This window comes from Streptomyces sp. PL-25, from assembly GCF_058344915.1.
In genome coordinates this window covers 483,818-501,587 of the sequence record NZ_CP136997.1, presented here as the reverse complement: position 1 = coordinate 501,587, position 17,770 = coordinate 483,818, and the positions used below count along the sequence as shown (strand labels likewise).

General features: G+C 74.7%; 13 protein-coding genes, 1 tRNA gene and 3 pseudogenes. 6 read left to right on the top strand and 11 right to left on the bottom strand.

What is annotated here, in order from left to right; genetic code table 11:
- The first annotated feature begins 70 nt into the window (after positions 1 to 70).
- The gene (locus R4Z62_RS02070; RefSeq protein ID WP_064531128.1) at positions 71 to 484 is read left to right on the top strand and encodes an SRPBCC family protein; all 414 of its coding nucleotides are present in this window, start codon (positions 71 to 73) and stop codon (positions 482 to 484) included.
- A 122-nt stretch (positions 485 to 606) separates the two neighbouring features.
- Here the strand turns inward: R4Z62_RS02070 and R4Z62_RS02065 are convergent, their stop codons facing one another.
- Positions 607 to 1,005, bottom strand: a complete 399-nt coding sequence (locus R4Z62_RS02065) for a hypothetical protein (RefSeq protein ID WP_355480673.1) — start codon at positions 1,003 to 1,005, stop codon at positions 607 to 609.
- Positions 1,006 to 1,465: 460 nt separating this feature from the next.
- Between R4Z62_RS02065 and R4Z62_RS02060 the strand changes: the two genes are divergently transcribed.
- From R4Z62_RS02060 to R4Z62_RS02045, 4 genes and pseudogenes are all read left to right on the top strand, one after another.
- Entirely contained in the window at positions 1,466 to 2,023 is a 558-nt protein-coding gene (locus R4Z62_RS02060) for a hypothetical protein (RefSeq protein ID WP_064531126.1), read from the top strand.
- 62 nt (positions 2,024 to 2,085) lie between these two features.
- Positions 2,086 to 2,766: a hypothetical protein gene (locus tag R4Z62_RS02055; protein ID WP_491518969.1), complete on the top strand. Its 681-nt coding sequence runs from the start codon at positions 2,086 to 2,088 to the stop codon at positions 2,764 to 2,766.
- Between the two features lie 331 nt (positions 2,767 to 3,097).
- The gene (selA, locus tag R4Z62_RS02050; RefSeq protein WP_491521823.1) at positions 3,098 to 4,462 is read left to right on the top strand and encodes an L-seryl-tRNA(Sec) selenium transferase; all 1,365 of its coding nucleotides are present in this window, start codon (positions 3,098 to 3,100) and stop codon (positions 4,460 to 4,462) included.
- A 10-nt stretch (positions 4,463 to 4,472) separates the two neighbouring features.
- A pseudogene (locus tag R4Z62_RS02045) lies at positions 4,473 to 6,221 on the top strand (SelB domain-containing protein); the annotation flags it as partial.
- 53 nt (positions 6,222 to 6,274) lie between these two features.
- Here the strand turns inward: R4Z62_RS02045 and R4Z62_RS02040 are convergent.
- Positions 6,275 to 6,367 (bottom strand) — tRNA-Sec (locus R4Z62_RS02040).
- A 32-nt stretch (positions 6,368 to 6,399) separates the two neighbouring features.
- Here R4Z62_RS02040 and selD point away from each other — a divergent pair.
- Positions 6,400 to 7,432, top strand: a pseudogene (gene selD, locus R4Z62_RS02035) (selenide, water dikinase SelD).
- Positions 7,433 to 7,500: 68 nt separating this feature from the next.
- Here selD and fdh read toward each other — a convergent pair.
- From fdh to R4Z62_RS01990, 9 genes and pseudogenes are all read right to left on the bottom strand, one after another.
- Positions 7,501 to 10,762 (bottom strand): annotated as a pseudogene (gene fdh / locus R4Z62_RS02030) (formate dehydrogenase).
- A 112-nt stretch (positions 10,763 to 10,874) separates the two neighbouring features.
- A complete protein-coding gene (nrfD, locus tag R4Z62_RS02025; RefSeq protein ID WP_491518968.1) occupies positions 10,875 to 11,987 on the bottom strand; it encodes an NrfD/PsrC family molybdoenzyme membrane anchor subunit in 1,113 nt (370 codons plus the stop codon).
- Entirely contained in the window at positions 11,984 to 12,955 is a 972-nt protein-coding gene (locus tag R4Z62_RS02020; protein WP_491518967.1) for a 4Fe-4S dicluster domain-containing protein, read from the bottom strand. The genes nrfD and R4Z62_RS02020 overlap by 4 nt, the downstream gene beginning before the upstream one ends.
- 117 nt (positions 12,956 to 13,072) lie before the next feature.
- Positions 13,073 to 13,522 carry a hypothetical protein gene (locus R4Z62_RS02015; protein ID WP_355480683.1) on the bottom strand — a complete coding sequence of 150 codons (450 nt, stop codon included), beginning with the start codon at positions 13,520 to 13,522 and terminating at the stop codon, positions 13,073 to 13,075.
- A 23-nt stretch (positions 13,523 to 13,545) separates the two neighbouring features.
- Positions 13,546 to 14,748 (bottom strand): carboxylate-amine ligase, encoded by a 1,203-nt coding sequence (locus R4Z62_RS02010; RefSeq protein ID WP_491518966.1) that lies wholly within the window; start codon positions 14,746 to 14,748, stop codon positions 13,546 to 13,548.
- Positions 14,749 to 14,860: 112 nt separating this feature from the next.
- The gene (locus R4Z62_RS02005) at positions 14,861 to 15,310 is read right to left on the bottom strand and encodes a hypothetical protein (RefSeq protein WP_491518965.1); all 450 of its coding nucleotides are present in this window, start codon (positions 15,308 to 15,310) and stop codon (positions 14,861 to 14,863) included.
- 178 nt (positions 15,311 to 15,488) lie between these two features.
- Complete coding sequence (locus tag R4Z62_RS02000) at positions 15,489 to 15,812, bottom strand: hypothetical protein (RefSeq protein WP_335743737.1); 324 nt, start codon at positions 15,810 to 15,812, stop codon at positions 15,489 to 15,491.
- A gap of 279 nt (positions 15,813 to 16,091) precedes the next feature.
- Positions 16,092 to 16,292: a hypothetical protein gene (locus R4Z62_RS01995; RefSeq protein WP_064531115.1), complete on the bottom strand. Its 201-nt coding sequence runs from the start codon at positions 16,290 to 16,292 to the stop codon at positions 16,092 to 16,094.
- A gap of 209 nt (positions 16,293 to 16,501) precedes the next feature.
- A complete protein-coding gene (locus R4Z62_RS01990) occupies positions 16,502 to 17,740 on the bottom strand; it encodes a cytochrome P450 (RefSeq protein ID WP_491518964.1) in 1,239 nt (412 codons plus the stop codon).
- Positions 17,741 to 17,770: the final 30 nt, after the last annotated feature.

Here is a 17,770-nt window from a genome sequence, read left to right as displayed (position 1 = left end):
GGGACTTTTCGACCCGGCGGGAACGGGCACGCGGTCGGGACACGAAACCGAGCGGAGGGACGGTGCCGCCATGTCCGAGTACGAACGCTCCCGCACGATGCCCGCACAGCCGGAACACGTCTTCGACCAGGCCGCCGACGTCGGACGGTTCGACGCCTGGCTGCCCGAGGTCCTGCACGTGCACGCCGAGGACCCGCCCGCCGTCACCGTCCACGAGGACGACACCGGGCAGGACACCGCCGCCCTGCTGCGCACCGAGCCCGACCAGATGCGGATCGAGTGGGGCACCCGTGAGCAGGGCGGCTACGCGGGCTGGCTCCAGGTCGCCGGGATCGGCAGCGGCGCCAGCGAGGTGACCGTGCACCTGTCGTTCTTCGAGGACAGCCACGACCCCGGGGAGCGGGCCGCCCGCGACGCCCTCGACAGCAGCCTGCGGCGGCTGGAGGAGCAGGTCAGGATACGGGTGGACAACGCGGCGGGCTGAGCGGACGACACGGCGGGCCGAGCGGCGGCGGCCCGGCCGTCACCCCTCGGCCCGCAGACACCGCACGGCGTGCGGTCCGGACGACCGGGCCGCACGCCGTGATCTGTTGTGTTGTGCCGGGGTCAGCGTCCGTGACCGCCGCCACCGCCGTGACCGCCACCGCCGTGACCGCCGCCACCATGACCGCCACCGCCGTGGCCGCCGCCGTGGTCACCGCCACGTCCGCCATGGTCGCCACCGTGGTCGCCGCGTCCGTGGTCACCGCCACGTCCGTGGTCACCGTAGTCGCCCCGGTGATCGCCGTGGCCACCACGGTCGCCGCGATGGTCGCCGTAGCCGTTGCAGTCGTTCCACCAGCCGCCACGGTCGGAGCAGTCCCTGCTGTAACCGGAGTTGTGGTGGGAGTCGTAGCCGGAGTCATGGGCCGAAGCGGTCCCGGCCGCGCCGATCGCGGCGCCACCGGCCATCACGATGCCGGCCGCGGACACGGCGAAGAGGCGCTTGACGCGCTGTGCTCGCATGAGTAATACCTTTCCTTCCATCGTCCCGTGCAATGGATCGACCGCACGGGATTGATGGCCGCGCCCTGGACAGAGAATGTGCGGCGCGGTCGTAGGCGTCGCCGCGTGAGTGAGAAGCACGTCCCGGTCTCCGGCACCGCCGTGCCGCCCGCGTGAACTCTCACGGGCCGGTACCGCGGCGACGGGCCCCTCTGCGGAGACCTGGCCGGACGGGGCGTGCCCCCGGTTGCGGCTCTCACTGGTAGACGCTAGTCGCCCGTTCGCGGGTCGGCATCTTGAGCACGGGACACGTCCGGAACTCGTCCGGAACCCGCGTGGACCTGGGCGGAACCCGGGCCGAATCACGCGGCCGAGCGCGGTCAGACGCGATCAGGACGGGGGATTCGCGCGGGAAGGGGGGATTCGCGCATGAGGCCCTCGAGGACGGGCACGCGGAACAGTGCCCAAGGGGGTGCATCACATGTCCACGGGAACACTTCTCGCCATCATCATCCCGATCGTCGTCGTCCTGGCACTCATCGCCGTGGCGGCCTCTCTGCTGACGAGGCGTCGCCGTCTGCGCCAACGCTTCGGGCCCGAGTACGAACGGACCGTCGGCGGCGCCGAGAGCCGCAGAGCCGGTGAGCGCGAACTCAAGGAACGCGAAAGGCGGCACGACTCGCTGGACATCAAGCCACTGCCCGCGGTCTCGCGGGAGCGCTACACGCGCGAGTGGAGCGGCGTCCAGGAGGAGTTCGTCGACCGGCCCGCGGAGGCGGTGCACGACGCGGACCGGCTCGTCACCTCGCTGATGCACGAGCGGGGCTATCCGACCGAGGGGTTCGAACAGCAGGCGGCCGACCTCTCGGTGGAGCACGGCAGCACGCTGGAGCACTACCGGGCCGCCCACGAGGTCGAGACGCTCAGCACCAGGAGCAAGGCCACCACCGAGCAGTTGCGGGGGGCCATGGTGCACTACCGCGCCCTCTTCGACGAACTGCTCTCCGACGGCGGCCGGGCGCAGCCCGCCCGGTCCTGACACACCCGGCCTGCCACACCGGCCGGCGCCCCCGCGGCACCGGCCGGGCAGGGAGGAACACCATGCACGCAGACAAGGACCAACCGCGCCGCTTCAGCGGCGGCCTGTCCACCGAGGACCTGGCACAGCAGCCCTCCGGCGCCCCCGCGCAGGAGACGGAGGAGCAGCGGACCGGCGCCCGCAGAGCCCCCGTCTACCCCGGCGAGAGCACCGGCACCGTGCGCAGGGAGCAGACACCGAACCGGGACCGCACCTCCGGTGGCGCCCGGGACACCGCGGGCACGGCACCCGGCACGGAGGGCGCGGCCGACCCGTCCGCGGCCCGGGAACGGCCGGACTCACGGCCCGGCGCGCCGGACACCGGCCGTACCGACGCGGCGACCGGGTCCGCCATGGATGAGCCCGCCACCGGCGACGGCCGCACCGACGCGTCCGCCGCGAGCACCGGCACGGCCGCCGACGAGGGCGAGGCAGCCCCGCGGCTGCTCACCCCGGAGGACGAGCAGGGCTTCCGTGAGCGCTGGCACGAGATCCAGAGCCAGTTCGTGGACGACCCGAGAGAGGCCGTGCACACCGCCGACGCCCTGGTGGCCGACGTCATGCAGACGCTGGCCGCGACCTTCTCCCGGCACAAGCAGGAGCTGGAGAGCCAGTGGAGCCAGGGCGAACGGGTCGACACGGAGGACCTGCGCAAGGCGCTGCGCCACTACCGGTCGTTCTTCAACCGCCTGCTCAGCACCTGATCCCGCCGCCTCTCCCTCCATCGGGTCCATCGGGTCCGTGCGTGTCCTCCGCCGCCGCCGGGGTACCGGCGTGTCGTGCGGAGGACCGCGGCCGCTGAGGGACGATGGGCTGCTCGGACGGCCGGAGAACGGGCTCGGCCCGGAACGGAGGGACGGCGTGGACCAGCGGGTCGCGGGACGGCACCTTCAGGAAACACCCGGACGGCCCGAACGGCCCGGCTCCTCGGGACGACCCGAACGGCCAAGTCCCTCCGAACGGCCTGAGCCCAGTCCCTCCGAACGGTCCGAGCCCAGTCCCTCCGAACGGCCTGAGCGGCCCGGCACCTCGGACCTGTCCGGCCCAGGGGCGGCGGGAGCCGCGGGCTCCCGCCCCGATGGCGGCGACGGCGACGCACGGCGGCGCGTACCCCGCACCGACGCCGTACTGCGCGATCCCCGTCTGGTTCGGGCCGCGCAGCGGCTCGGACCGCGCCCCGTGAAGGCCGCCGTGCGGCAGGCCCAGGACCGGGCACGGCACGGCGCCCTGGCCCCCGAGGACGTACCGGACGCGGCGGTCGCGCTGCTGCCGCCCACCGCCGGGGGACTGCGCCCGGTGATCAACGCCACCGGCGTCCTGCTGCACACCAACCTCGGCCGGGCGCCCCTGTCCGAGGCGGCCCGGCGGGCGGTGCGGGACGCGGCCGGACCCACCGACGTCGAACTCGACCTGGCCACCGGCACCCGGGCCCGCCGCGGCCGTTCCGCGCTGGCCGCGCTGCGCGCCCGGGTGCCGGACGCCGCGGCGGCACACGTCGTCAACAACGGCGCCGCCGCCCTCGTCCTCGCCGCCACCGCGCTCGCCGCGGGGCGGGAGATCGTCATCAGCCGCGGCGAGATGGTGGAGATCGGCGACGGCTTCCGCCTGCCCGACCTGCTGGTCTCCACCGGCGCCCGGCTGCGCGAGGTCGGCACCACCAACCGCACGGACGCGGCCGACTACGCCGCCGCCGTCGGCCCCGGCACGGGCTGCGTCCTCAAGGTCCACCCGTCCAACTTCCGTGTCACCGGCTTCACCCGCGCCGCGCAGACCCGGGAGCTGGCGGCGCTGGGCGTCCCCGTCGTCGTCGACATCGGCTCCGGACTGCTCGCCCCGCACCCGCTGCTGCCCGAGGAACCCGACGCGGCGACCGAGCTGCGGGCCGGAGCGGCGCTGGTCACCGCGAGCGGCGACAAACTCCTCGGCGGCCCGCAGTGCGGCCTCCTCCTCGGCGACGCCGGCCTCGTCGGCACGCTCGCCCGCCATCCCCTGGCCCGCGCCCTGCGCGTCGACAAGCTGACCCTGGCCGCGCTGGAGGCGACCCTGACGGGCCCCGCCACCCCGACCGAGACGGCTCTCACCGCCGACGCGGGCGAGCTGACGCGCCGCGCCGAACGGCTCGCCGCCGCGCTGCGCGGCACCGGAGTCGACGTCCGGGCCGTCGCCTGCGCGGCCGCGGTCGGCGGCGGCGGCGCGCCCGGAGTGGTGCTGCCCAGTGCGGCCCTGTCCCTGCCGGAGCCCTACGCCGCCGCGCTGCGCGCCGGTCCGCGGCCCGTCGTGGGACGCGTCGAGGCCGGGCGCTGCCTGCTGGACCTGCGGGCGGTGCCGCCCGAGGACGACGAACCGCTGGCCGAGGCCGTACGACAGGCCGAGGCAGTACGCCGGGCAGCGGAAAGGTAGGCGGGGCGCCATGCGGGTCCTGGCCACCGCCGGGCACGTCGACCACGGCAAGTCCGCCCTGGTGCGCGCACTGACCGGGATGGAACCCGACCGCCACGAGGAGGAGCGCCGCCGAGGACTCACCCTCGACCTCGGCTTCGTGTGGACGCCCGCCGGACCGGACGGCGAACACCTGGCCTTCGTCGACGTGCCCGGACACGAGAAGTTCGTCGCCACCATGCTCGCCGGGGTCGGCCCGGTGCCCGCCGTGCTCTTCGTGGTCGCCGCCGACCAGGGCTGGCAGGCCCAGTCCGCCGAACACCTGGCGATCCTCGACGCGCTCGGCGTGCGGCACGCCGTGCTCGCCGTGACCCGCGGCGACCTCGCCGATCCCGTACCGGTGCGCGCCGACGCCCTGCGGCGGCTGGCCGCCACCTCGCTGGGCGCCGTGCCGTCCGTCGCGGTGAGCGCGGTCACCGGCGCCGGTCTGGACACGCTGCGCACCGAGCTGACCCGCCTCGCCCGCACCCTGCCGGCGCCGCCGGCCGACGCCGACGTACGGCTGTGGCTGGACCGCGCCTTCACGATGCGCGGCCACGGCACCGTCGTGACCGGCACGCTCGGCGCGGGCACCCTGCGGGTCGGGGACCGGCTGGTCACCTCGGACGGCACGACCGCGCTGCGGGTGCGCGGGCTGCAGTGCCTCCAGGAGCAGCGCACGGACGTCAGCGGCGTCGCCCGGGTGGCGGTCAACGTGCACGGCGCCCCGGACGGTGTCCTCCGCCGCGGCGAGGTGCTGCTGACCCCGGACCGCTGGCTGCTCACCGAGGTCGCCGACGTCCGGATCGGCGGCGTCCCGGCCGGTGAACTGCCCCGGGAGGTCCATCTGCACCTCGGCACGGCGGCCGTCCCGGTGACCGTGCGCCCGCTGGGCGAGGACACCGCGCGGCTGGCACTGGCCCGGCGTCTGCCGCTGCGCGTCGGGGACCGTGCGGTGCTGCGCGAGCCGGGCGGCACCCGGCCGCCCTGCGCCGTGACCGTCCTCGACGTCCGCCCGCCGCGCCTCGAACGGCGCGGCGCGGGCCGGGCCCGCGCGGCGGACCTCGCGCGGATGACCGGCGCACCGGACGGCGCGGCGGAGCTGCGCCGCCGCGGGCTCGTGCGCCGCGCCGAGCTGCTGGCGATGGGGGTGCCCGCGCCGGCCGCGCCGGTCGCCGGTGACTGGCTGGCCGACCCGGAGCACTGGACCGGCCTGCGCGCACGGCTGACCGCCGAGGTCGAACGGCACGCGCGGCAGCACCCCATGGAACCGGGCCTGCCCGCGGAGGCGGCCCGGCACCTCCTCGGCCTGCCCGACCGGACCCTGGTCGACGCCCTCGTCCGCACGCCGGGCGACCACGGACTCGTCTCCGGACAAGGCCGGTTGTACGTCCGAGGCGGCCTCCGCCCGGCCCTGCCCCCGCCCCTGGCAGCCGCCGTCGACGTCCTGCGCGGGGAACTGGAGAAGACGCCCTTCCGCGCCCCCGAGGCCGACCGCCTCGCCGGACTCGGCCTCCACCGCAAGGAGCTGGCGGCGGCCGTCCGCTCCGGCGCCCTGCTGCGGCTCGCCGAGGGCGTGGTCCTGCTGCCGGGCGCCGACACCGAAGCCGCCGCCGTGCTGCGCCGTCTGCCGCAGCCCTTCACCCTCAGCGAGGCCCGCCGGGCCCTGGACACCACGCGCCGGGTCGCCGTCCCCCTCCTGGAACTCCTCGACGCACACGGCCACACCGAACGCCTGGACGACCGGCACCGCCGCTGCCGCCCGCAGGGACACAAGGAAGAAGAGGCGGGAGACGGAGGCGGACGGGAATCGAACCCGCCTGCCCGAGATCCTCGGGCACCTCGGTTTTGAAGACCGGGAGGGCCACCAGGCACCCACACGCCTCCACCGCCCGCTCAGGCTACCGGAAGGGACCCGCATGACGACGACCGGCGAAACGCCCGTACGGCTCACGCAGTTCGCCCACGGAGGCGGCTGCGCCTGCAAGATCCCGCCGGGCGAACTGGAGGAGGTGCTCGGGTCGCTGACGGCGGCGCCGCCGGTGCCCAGCAGGGCCGCGCTGCTGGTGGGAGCGGCCACCGGGGACGACGCGGCGGTCGTACGGCTGCCCGCGGCGGCGGACGGCGGCACACAGGGCATGGCCATGGTGTGCACGGCCGACTTCTTCACACCGGTCGTCGACGACCCCTACGACTGGGGGCGCATCGCCGCGGCGAACGCCCTCTCCGACATCTACGCGATGGGCGGGCGTCCGGTCCTCGCCGTGAACCTCCTCGCCTGGCCGCGCGAGGTGCTGCCCTTCGCACTGGCCCGCGAGGTGCTGCGCGGCGGCCTGGACATCGCCGCCGAGGCGGGCTGCCACGTCGGCGGCGGGCACAGCGTGGACGACCCGGAGCCCAAGTACGGCATGGCCGTCACCGGACTCGCCGACCCGGCCCGGCTGCTGCGCAACGACACCGGCCGCCCCGGAGTGCCGCTGTCCCTGACCAAACCCCTCGGCCTCGGGGTGCTGAACAACCGGCACAAGGCCACCGGAGAGCGGTTCGAGCAGGCGGTGGCCACCATGGTGGCGCTCAACCGGGCGGCCGCCGAGGCGGCGCTGGCCGCCGGTGCCACCTGCGCCACCGATGTGACGGGCTTCGGGCTCCTCGGCCATCTGTACAAACTGGCCCGCGCCTCCGACGTGACCGCGGTCCTCGACACCGCCGCCGTGCCGTATCTGGACGGGGCCCGGCAGGCGGTGCGGGACGGATATGTCAGCGGCGGCACCCGGCGCAACCTGGAGTGGGTGACCCCGTTCACCGACTTCGGCACCACCGACGAGGACACCCGGCTGCTCCTGGCCGACGCCCAGACCTCCGGCGGCCTGCTGGTGGCCGGAGAGGTCCCCGGCGCCCCCGGTGATCGGCGAGCTGTGCCCGCGCGGCACGCACGCGCTCGTTCTCAGATAGCCCCCCGGCAAGGCAGCCCCGGACCGGCACGGAGCTGTGGACGGCACCCGGCCCGGACCGGGCGCGGCTCACAGCTCCGTGCCGGTCCGCTCGTCGATGCCCGCCCGCGCCCGGTAGGCGCGCACCAGCGCCGGGGCCGCCGGGCCCCGCGGGCGGCGGCCGGGGCCGGATGTCCACGGCGAACGCCTTCGTCTCCTGGATGTGGGTGTTCGGGTCCAGGGACAGGTGCACCAGCTCGTTGGCGGCGTCACCGGTGCTGTAGCCGTTGGGACCCCAGTGGTAGGGCAGGCCCACCTGGTGCAGGGTCCGGCCGTGCACCCGCAGCGGTGCCATCCGGTCGGTGACCAGCACCCGTGCCTCGATCACGCCCCGGGCGCTGACGATCGTCGCCCAGCCGGTGTGTTCGAGCCCGCGTTCGGCGGCCAGCTCCGGGGACACCTCGCAGAAGAACTCCGGTTGCAGCTCCGCCAGATACGGCTGCCAGCGGGACATGCCGCCCGCCGTGTGGTGCTCGGTGAGCCGGTAGGTGGTGGCCACGTAGGGGAAGACCTCCGCGCCCGGCTCGCCGCCGCTGGGCTGGTAGCGGTTGTCCGGCACCGGCGGCATCAACTGCCGCACCGGGTTGCGCTGCTGCCCGTACAGCAGGTTCTCGAAGGGCGAGTCCTGCGGTTCGTAGTGCGTGGGCAGCGGCCCGTCGGTGAGCCCCGAGGGCACGTACAGCCACGCCTTGCCGTCGGCCTGCATGATGAACGGATCGGTGCCCGACAGCGCCTCGGGGCCGGTCGCGTCCGGCGGCGGCCGGTGACCGGGGGACTTGTCCTTCTTGAAGTCGGCGACGTCGTGGCCGGTCCACTCCCGCCGGTCCGCGTCCCACCACACCAGCGCCTTGCGCTCGCTCCACGGCTTGCCGTCGGGGTCCGCCGAGGCCCGGTTGTAGAGGATCCGGCGGTTGGCGGGCCACGCCCAGCCCCATTCGGCGGCCACCCAGTCCTGCTCCCGGCCCGGCCTGCGGCGGGCCGCCTGGTTGACGCCGTCGGCCTGGACCCCGCAGTAGATCCAGCAGCCGCAGGCGGTCGAACCGTCGTCGCGCAACTGCTCGTACGAGGACAGCGGCCGGCCCTCGGCGTCCCGGCCGTTGATCTCGGCGAGCACCGCCTCCGCGTCCGGCTCGCCCCACTCGCCCCGCGCGGCGTAGTCCCAGGCCAGATCGAGCACGGGCCGGTCCATGGGCTCCGGCGAACCGGCCAGCTTCTCCCGGACGAGCCGCCCGAGGTGGTAGGTGAACCACAGGTCGCTGCGCGCCTCGCCGGGCGGGTCGACGGCCTTGTGGTGCCACTGGAGCAGCCGCTGCGTGTTGGTGAAACTGCCGTCCTTCTCGGTGTGCGCGGCGGCCGGCAGGAAGAACACCTCGGTGCCGATGTCCTCGGTGCGCAGCTCACCGGACTCGATCTCCGGGCCGTCCTGCCACCAGGTGGCCGACTCGATCAGCGAGAAGTCGCGCACGACCAGCCAGTCCAGGTTCGCCATGCCCAGCCGCTGGAGCTTGGCGTTGGCGGAGCCGACCGCGGGGTTCTCACCCATCAGGAAGTAGCCCTTGCAGGCGCCCTCCAGCTGCGCCATCACCGTCTCGTACGTGGAGTGCGAGCCGGTCAGCCGCGGCAGGTAGTCGAAGCAGTAGTCGTTGCCGGCGGTGGCCGCCTCGCCCCAGTACGCCTTGAGCAGGCTGACCAGGTACGCGCGCATGTTGCCCCAGTAGCCCTTGCGGGCCGCCTCGCCACGCACGAAGGCGTCCAGGTCCTCCTGCTGGTGGGCGTGCGGCATCGGGATGTAGCCGGGCAGCAGGTTGAACAGGGTGGGGATGTCCGTGGACCCCTGGATGGAGGCGTGCCCGCGCAGCGCCAGGATGCCGCCGCCCGGCCGGCCGATGTTGCCCAGCAGGCTCTGGAGCACCGACGCGGCCCGGATGTACTGGACGCCCACGGTGTGCTGGGTCCAGCCGACCGCGTAGGCGAACGCGGTGGTCCGCTCGCGCCCGGAGTTCTCCGTGACCAGCTCGCACACCTGGCGGAACAGCTCCTGCGGCACCCCGCAGACCTGTTCGACCAGCTCCGGCGTGTAGCGGGCGTAGTGCCGCCTGAGCAACTGGAGCACGCACCGCGGATGCGTCATGCTCTCGTCGCGCTCGGGCTCGCCCTCGCCGATGTCGGCGCCGCCCGATCCGTGGGACTCGCCGCGCGCCGCCTCGCTCACCGAGGCGCCGCCGCCGGTGCGCTGCTCGTACTCCAGGTCGCGTTCCCCGGAGGCCGCCTGCATCTCGGTGCCCTCGTACTGCCAGCTGCTGTTGTCGTAGGTGCGGGTGTCCGGGTCGAGCCCGGAGAACACGCCGTCCAGGTCCTCGGCGTCCCGGAAGTCCTCGCGCACCACCACCGGGCCGTTGGTGTAGGCCGCCACGTAGTCGCGGAAGTACGCCCCGGTGCTCAGGACGTGGTTGATGATCCCGCCGAGGAAGGCGATGTCCGAGCCCGCGCGCAGCGGCACGTGCACATCGGCCAGCGCGCTGGTGCGGGTGAAGCGCGGATCGACGTGGATCACCTTCGCGCCCCGGGCCTTGGCCTCCATCACCCACTGGAACCCGACCGGATGGCACTCGGCCATGTTCGAGCCCTGGATGACGATGCAGTCCGAGTTCTGCAGGTCCTGCTGGAAGGTGGTCGCGCCGCCGCGGCCGAACGAGGTTCCCAGACCGGGAACGGTGGAGGAGTGTCAAACACGCGCCTGGTTCTCGATCTGGATCGCGCCCAGCGCGGTGAAGAGCTTCTTGATGAGGTAGTTCTCCTCGTTGTCCAGCGTGGCGCCGCCCAGGCTCGCGATGCCCATCGTGCGCCGGGTGCGCGTGCCGTCGACCTCCCACTGCCAGCCCGCCCGCCGCGCCGCGATCACCCGGTCGGCGATCATGTCCATCGCCGTGTCCAGGTCGAGCCGCTCCCAGCCGGTGCCGTGCGGCCGCCGGTACAGGACGTGGTGCTCGCGGGCGTCCCCGGTGGTCAGCTGGAGGCTGGCCGAGCCCTTGGGGCACAGCCGCCCGCGCGAGATCGGCGAGTCGGGGTCGCCCTCGATCTGCGTGACCCGCCCGTCCTCCACGTACACGTTCTGGCCGCAGCCCACGGCGCAGTAGGGGCAGATCGACTTGACCACCCCGTCCGCGGTGGACACCCGGGGCGTGAGCCGCTCGCTCGGCCCGCTCTTGGCGGCGGCCCCGCGGCCCAGCGGGTCGGTGCCCTTCAGCTGGCGGTAGACCGGCCAGGAGTCGATCCAGGTGCGTACACCCATGACGGGGGCCTCCTTTCCGGTACGGCGCTCGGCCCCGGTACGGCGCTCGGCGGCGCGGTGGCTGCTGAGTACCCTCCGGCGCCCCGGGGAAACCGGCCTCGACGCGGACGGGTCAGCCCGCGCGGGCCCGCAGCCGCTCGCGCTGCGGTACGACGGTGTACCGGGGGTCCTCGGCCGATGCCACGCCCGCGTGGAACACCCCGAAGCGCAGCGCGGCCGACCCGGCCAGCAGGGCCGCCCCCGCGACCACCGCCGCACCGCGACCGCGACCGGACCCCGGCAACCGGCCGCGCCCTCGCCGCCCGCGCCCGCCCGCACCCGTGCCCGTGCACGCCGCCAGCACGGCGCCGCCCGCGGTCAGCAGCTCAGCGGCCCGCAGCAGCCGGTGCGCCCGGCCCTGCTCGAAGACCTCCGCCACCAGACCCATCCGGCGTTTCATCAGCCGGAAGCCGCCCAGCTCCAGCGCGGCGCCCAGCACGGCCGCCCGGCGCGCCGGTCCGGTCTGCGCGAGGGGTGCGCAGACCAGGGCGAGACCGGCCGCCGCGCTCGCCCCGGAGCCCGCGAAGACGAACGGCAGCGTGCGGTAGCCCTCGTGCCAGGCCGGCACCGCCGTGTCCGACAGCAGGACCGCGGTGTACGTGACGACGGCCGGTCCCAGCACGGCCGCCCCGGCGGTGGCACCCGCGCCGAGGAGCCGGAGGCGGCCGGTGACGTCGGCGGCGACGGCGGCCATGGTCAGCGGCGCGTACCCGGCCAGCAGCCAGGATCCGGTGTTCATCGGCGAGGTCGGCTTGAACACGCGCAGCATGTTGAGGAACCGGGCGGGCCGGCCGAGGTCGTGCACCAGCGCGCCCAGGGAGAGCGTGATGGCGCCCGCCGCGCCCGCCTTCGCCACCCGGGCCAGTCCGGGCCGCCCGGTGGCGTGCCCGCCCGCCGCCAGCAGCGACGACCCGCCGGCCAGCCCGCCGAGGTAGAGGTATCCGGCGATGTCGACCGGCTTCCACGTGGGTGCCTTCAGGACCGGCTCGCCGTAGTACGAGGTGAACGCGGCCTCGGGGACCATCGGCCGCTCCCCGCGCCCGCGCCGCCGCCCTCCTCCGCGGCGTCCGCCCGCCGCTCTCCCGGAGGGGGCGGGCGCGAGCGCGTCGCGGCCGGGGCGCGCGCCCTCGACGCCCTCCCGGGTGACGTCCGACCGCCGCCGGTCCGGCCGCTCCGGCCCGTTCATCGCGGCCTCCGGGCGAAGGCGGCGGCGCCCAGCAGGGCGAGCGAGGCGGCGGCCGTCGCCGCGTGCCTCCACATCGCGGCCAGGTCCCGGGTGGTCACGACCGGGTCGGGCGGCAGACCGTAGACCTCGGGCTCGTCGAGCAGCAGGAAGAACGCCCCGTCGCCGCCGACCCCGTCCTCGGGGTCCTCGCCGTAGAGCCGGGCCTCGGTGACACCGGCCGTGTGCAGCCGCGCCACCCGGGCGGCGGCCCGCTCGCGCAGCTCGTCCAGCGGGCCGAACTGGATGGAGTCGGTGGGGCACGCCTTGGCGCACGCCGGTTCCATCCCGGCGCCGAGCCGGTCGTAGCACAGGGTGCACTTCCAGACCCGGCCGTCCTCCTTGCGCTGGTCGATCACCCCGTACGGGCAGGCCGGCACGCAGTAGCCGCAGCCGTTGCACACGTCCTGCTGGACCACGACCGTGCCGAACTCGGTGCGGAACAGCGCCCCGGTGGGGCACACGTCGAGACAGGCCGCGTGGGTGCAGTGCTTGCACACGTCGGAGGACATGAGCCAGCGCAGTTCGGTGCGTCCCTCGGGGGCGGGCGGCGCGGCGGGGGAGAGCGCGGGGTCGTCGAGCGCGCGGGCGGCCTCGAAGGCGTCGAAGCCGCCGTGGCCGCCGCCCTGCCCGCCGGCACCGTGGCCGGCGGGGCGCTGCTGCTCGATGAAGGCCACGTGCCGCCAGGTGTCCGCGCCCAGACCGCGTGTGTTGTCGTAGGACATGCCGGTCAGTTCCAGGCCGTCCTCGGGGACCGAGTTCCACTCCTTGCACGCCACCTCGCACGCCTTGCAGCCGATGCAGACGGAGGTGTCGGTGAAGAAGCCCACGCGCGGCGGTGCGTCGGGGTACCCCGCCGCCCGCGCCACGTCCGGCTGCGGGCCGTACAGCTGGTTCGCGTGGTTCGCGGTCGTCTGTGGCCTCTGCGGCATCTGTGGCCTCCTCGCTCGGCGCGCACCCGGTGCTCGCGGACGGGCGCGCGACGGGTGCCCGGGGACCGTACGGCCGAAACCACCGTGTCCCCGGACGGCCGACCGCTGTCCGGAGACTCAGGCTCCGGGCGCCTCATCCGGCGGCAGGTGCGCGTTGTGCCAGGCGATGGCACGCCGGATCTCCGGTTCGTGCAGACCGGTGCGGCAGCCGAGCCGTTCCATGGTGAGCACCGGAGTGCCGCCGCTCAGCGCGCGCTCGATCTTCGCGGCCCACAGCTCCTCCTGCACGAAGGGCCGGTGCCGGTAGCGTTCACGGACGACGGCCAGGTGCGCCTCGCTGCACGCGGTGACGAGGCGCAGCCCGTCGAACCAGTCGTCGGTGGGGTGGACGGCCGAGGAGTCGGGCACCCGTCCCCGCACCGCCTCGCACGCGGGGAAGGTGAGCGCGCACAGATCGCACAGCTCCAGCGCCACGGGCTCGGCGGGCCGCGCCCGCCGCCTGCCCCTGCCGCCCCTCGCGCCCCTCACGTCCCCCGTGCCCTTCCTGCGCTTCCAGCGCTTCCACATGGTGGCTCCCGCACACGGCTAGGTCAGGACAAGGGGTTGCCCGCCCGGCCGGTGCCGAAACCGCCGGCCGCCTCGACCGGTGCGGAACGCGCCGCGCCGGATCCGGCCGCCGCGTCCGACGCCCGCGCGGCGGCCGTGGTCGCGCCCGCCGCCGTCTCGGCGGCCAGGGCGGCGACGGCCGCGGCCGGGCCCCGGCGTTCGTACACGCCCCGCAGCCGCCGCGCCGCGCTGCCGTCGGCCAGGGCGAGTTCCAGCAGCTCCCGTACGGCGTCCCAGTCGCCGTACGCCTCCAGCACCGGCCGGAGCCGGGCCAGCAGGGTGTGCAGGACCGTGCGGGCGGGGGCCGGGCGCAGGGTGACGGGATCGGTGAGCGGCCCTTCGAGACCCGAGCGCGCCGCCTGCCAGGCGGCGGCCCGCAGCCACTCGTGCCGGCCGTCGCAGCCGGGGTGCTCGCGCCGGGCGAGCCGGGCGCAGGCGTCGTGGACGAGGGCCCGGAACAGACCGGCCACCAGCACCACCGTCGTCACACGCGGGCAGGCGTCGCAGATCCTCAGCTCCAGCGTGCGCTGGTGCGCCGAGGGGCGGACGTCGTAGTAGACCATCCCGGGGTCACTGATGACGCCCGAGCGGATGAGGTCCGCAAGCAGGGCGTCGTAGGAGGCGGCACCGGAGTGGCAGCCCGCCGGGCCCGCGGTCGGCCAGCGCTGCCACAGCATCGTCCGCCAGCTCGCGTACCCGGTGTCCGCGCCCAGCCAGTACGGGGAACTCGCGGAGAGCGCCAGCAGCGGGGCGAGCCACGGCCCGACCAGGCACATGGCGCGTACGGCGGTGTCCCGGTCGGGCACGTCGACATGCACCTGCGCACTGCAGATCAACTGCTCGTCGGCGAGCCGCCGGTACTGGTCGGCCATGCGCTGGTAGCGCGGGTCGGGGGTGACGTCGCCCCGGGCCGGGGCGGCCAGCGGGACGGTGCCCGCGGCCACCGCCGTGAGCCCGAGGGCGGACGCGGCGGCGGCCAGCCGCCGCCGGGACGCGGTGAGGTCGGCCAGCAGCCCTTCGAGGGTGGCGTGCACCCCGCTGTTGCTCTCCACGACGGACCGCTGGAGCTCCGGCGCGTACCCGGGCCCGCCCAGCCGTTCGAGCACGGCGCCCGCCCGGGGCACCAGACGGCCCGTCTCCGCGTCGACGAGGTGGAACTCCTCCTCGGCACCGATGCGCAGCGTCACTGTGCCTCCCCGCTCCTGTGGTCCGGGTGCCGTCCGCTTCCCCTCCTCGCCTTCCTCACCTTCCTCGCCTTCCTTGCCTTCCTCGCCTTCTCCGCCCCGCTCGTCCCGCCGGTCAGCGCATGGCGTGGTAGGCCGCCGCGGTCGTCAGGCCGTACACCAGGTGCGGGACGATGTCGGACACCCAGGACGCCAGGTCCCAGGAGCCCGGATCGGTCAGCCGGAGCGCGGTCGCGGGCGCGTTGGCGCCCGCCATGACGGCGGCGCCCAGCAGCGGCCCCGCCACCAGCACCGGCAGCGGCCGCCGGGGCCGCAGCAGGCCGTAGGCCACGCCCGCGCCGATCCCGGTGGCGTACCCCATGAGCGCCCCCGCGGCCTGGCTGCGGTTCTCGCGCTCCTCGCCCTGTCCCAGCGGCACCCCGGCGCGGCCGGCCAGCCGGTCCGCGACCTGCGCCGGGACGGTGCTGGCCGCCCGTCCGCGCAGCAGCATGTCGCCGTACGAGACCAGGTCGAGCGCGAGTGTGCCCGCGGCACCCGCCAGCAGGCCCTTGGTGATCGAGTGCATCCCGGCTGCTCCCTTGCTCGGCAGACACCCCGGGTTCCCCTGTGAGCGCGGCGAAACAGTGTCAGACCTGCGGAAAAGCCCAGACACGACGCGACCGGCGGCGACCCGGGGAGCGCCCGCCGGACACGCGCGCCGCCACCGGACCGCCGTTCGGGGACGACCGGGTTCCGGACCCCGCTCAGTTCCACAGGGGGTAGGTCACCGTGCGCTCGTACCCGGCCGGCCGCGCGCCCGGGAAGACGAGGGTGAGCTGCGTGAAGTGCTGGACCCGCGGGTGCTTCTTCCAGGGCTCCGCGCGGTCGAGCCGCACGACGACCGGGTACGAGTGGAAGGTGCCGGCCGCGCAGTACGGCTTGCAGTCGTTGACGACGTTGACGCCCCGGGCGACCGCCGCGCGGCCGTCCCACCTCGTCCAGCGCAGCGAGGACAGGCGGCTGTTGCCGTCACCGCAGGCCAGGATGAACGCCTCGGGCCGCGCCCGCGGCTTCCACAGGCAGTCCACGAAGACGGGCTGCCGGTGCCATGTGTGTCCGGCCGCTGTCGGTGTCGCCGGTGCCGCTGAGGCCGCGGAGACCGTTCCCAGAGCCGCGCTGAGCACTACGGCTGCACCGAGTGTGACTGCTGTCCTCACTGTGTGTCCGCCCATGTTCCGCTCCCGGCGACGACGTCAGAACCTTCCAATGACGCTACGACGGGGCGCAGGGACGCACCACTCGGACGGAGCAGCAGCACCACTCGCACGGGGGACGTGCGTCACCCGGACGGAGGAGGCGGCGGCCGCTCAGTCCGGTGCGTGCCGGGGCGCGGCGGTCGGGCCGAAGGGCGGGCCGCCGTCCGGGCCGGACTGGCAGGTGCCGCACAGTTCGTGCCGGCCGTCATGGGTGACGACGGTCCCCCAGCCCAGGCAGTGCTCGCAGTCGCGGGCCGGACCCAGGTCGGGGCGGGGCGGCGGGGTGGGGCTGTGGTGGGCTCCGTACGCCATGCGGGGGCGGCTCCTCGAGATCGCGGTGAGTCGCGGTGCGTCGCGATGACAACGTTGACTATTTTGTCTGATTTTTTTGAGTTGTCCAGAAGTTTCCTCCGTGGAACCTCCGTGCGACCGAAATCCACCGCAATCCACTGCAATCCGCCGCAATTCATCGGAAGCTGCCCGCATCCGTCGGGAGTCCGTCGGCCGTCGGCCGGTACCGGTCAGGGCAGTACGCCGTCGATCGCGATGTTCAGATGCCGCGGGCCGCGCAGCACCGCGTTCTGCCGGTACGGCGGCGGGTCCTCGACGAGCCGGGGGTTGTCCAGGCGCCGGGCCAGCGCGGTGAGCGCGATCTGGGTCTCCAGCCGGGCCAGCGGGGCGCCGAAGCAGACGTGGACGCCGCTGCCGAACCCGAGGTGCTGGATGTCGCCGCGGTCCGGGTCGAACCGGTCGGGGTCGGTGAAGCGCTCCGGATCCCGGTTGCCCGCGCCCAGGACCAGCCAGATCCGCGAGCCCTTGGGGATGGTCACCCCGCGCAGCTCGATGTCGGTGATACAGGTGCGCGAGGGCACCAGCTGGACCGGCGGCTCGTAGCGCAGCAGTTCCTCGACGATACCGGCCGACAGCCCCGGGTCCTCGCGCAGCCGCCGCAGGTGCTCCGGGTACCGCAGCAGCGTCAGCATGCCGTTGGTGATCAGGTTGACCGTCGTCTCGTGGCCCGCGATCAGCAGCAGCACGGCCGTGCTGAGCACCTCCATCGTGGACATGGCGCCGTCCGGGCCGTGACCGGACATCAGGTCGGACAGCATGTCGTCGCGGGGCTCCTTGGCGCGCTGCTCCGCCAGACCGGCCAGGTACATGCCGAGCTGGACCCGCGCCTCCTGCGCGGCGCGCTGGACCGGGGCCCCGGGGTCGTTGCGCGAGTCCGGGTCCAGACCGGTGACGATCGGGTCGACCCAGGCGCGGAAGCGCGGTTCGTCCTCGCGCGGCACCCCGAGGAGCCGGCAGATGACGGTCACCGGGAAGGGGTAGGCGAACTGGTCGACGAGGTCGATCTCCCGCTCGTCGCCCAGTTCGTCGAGGAGTTCGGCGACGATCCGGCCGAGCTCCTCGCGCATGTCGTCGATCCGGTGCGGCCGGTGCGGCGGCCCGAACGAGCTGTTGGCGATCCGGCGCAGCCGGTCGTGCTCGGGCGGGTCGAGCCGGATGAAGCTCGGCGGCAGCCCCGTGGCCTCCGGCTCCGACAGCTCGTCGGCGCCCGGGGCGGTGAGGTTGCCCGCGTCCGAGCTGATCCGGGGGTCGTGCAGCAGTCCCAGGATGTCGTAGTAGGAGCTGACGACGTACGGGCCGCCCTCCTCCTCGTGCAGCACCGGCGTCCTGCGGAGTTCCGCGTAGAGCGGGTAGGGGTCGGCACGGCTGGAGTAGTCGGTGATCCGGCGCAGCAGCGACGGTTGCGTCATGGGAGGTCCTCGGGTGGGGAAGGAGGGGCG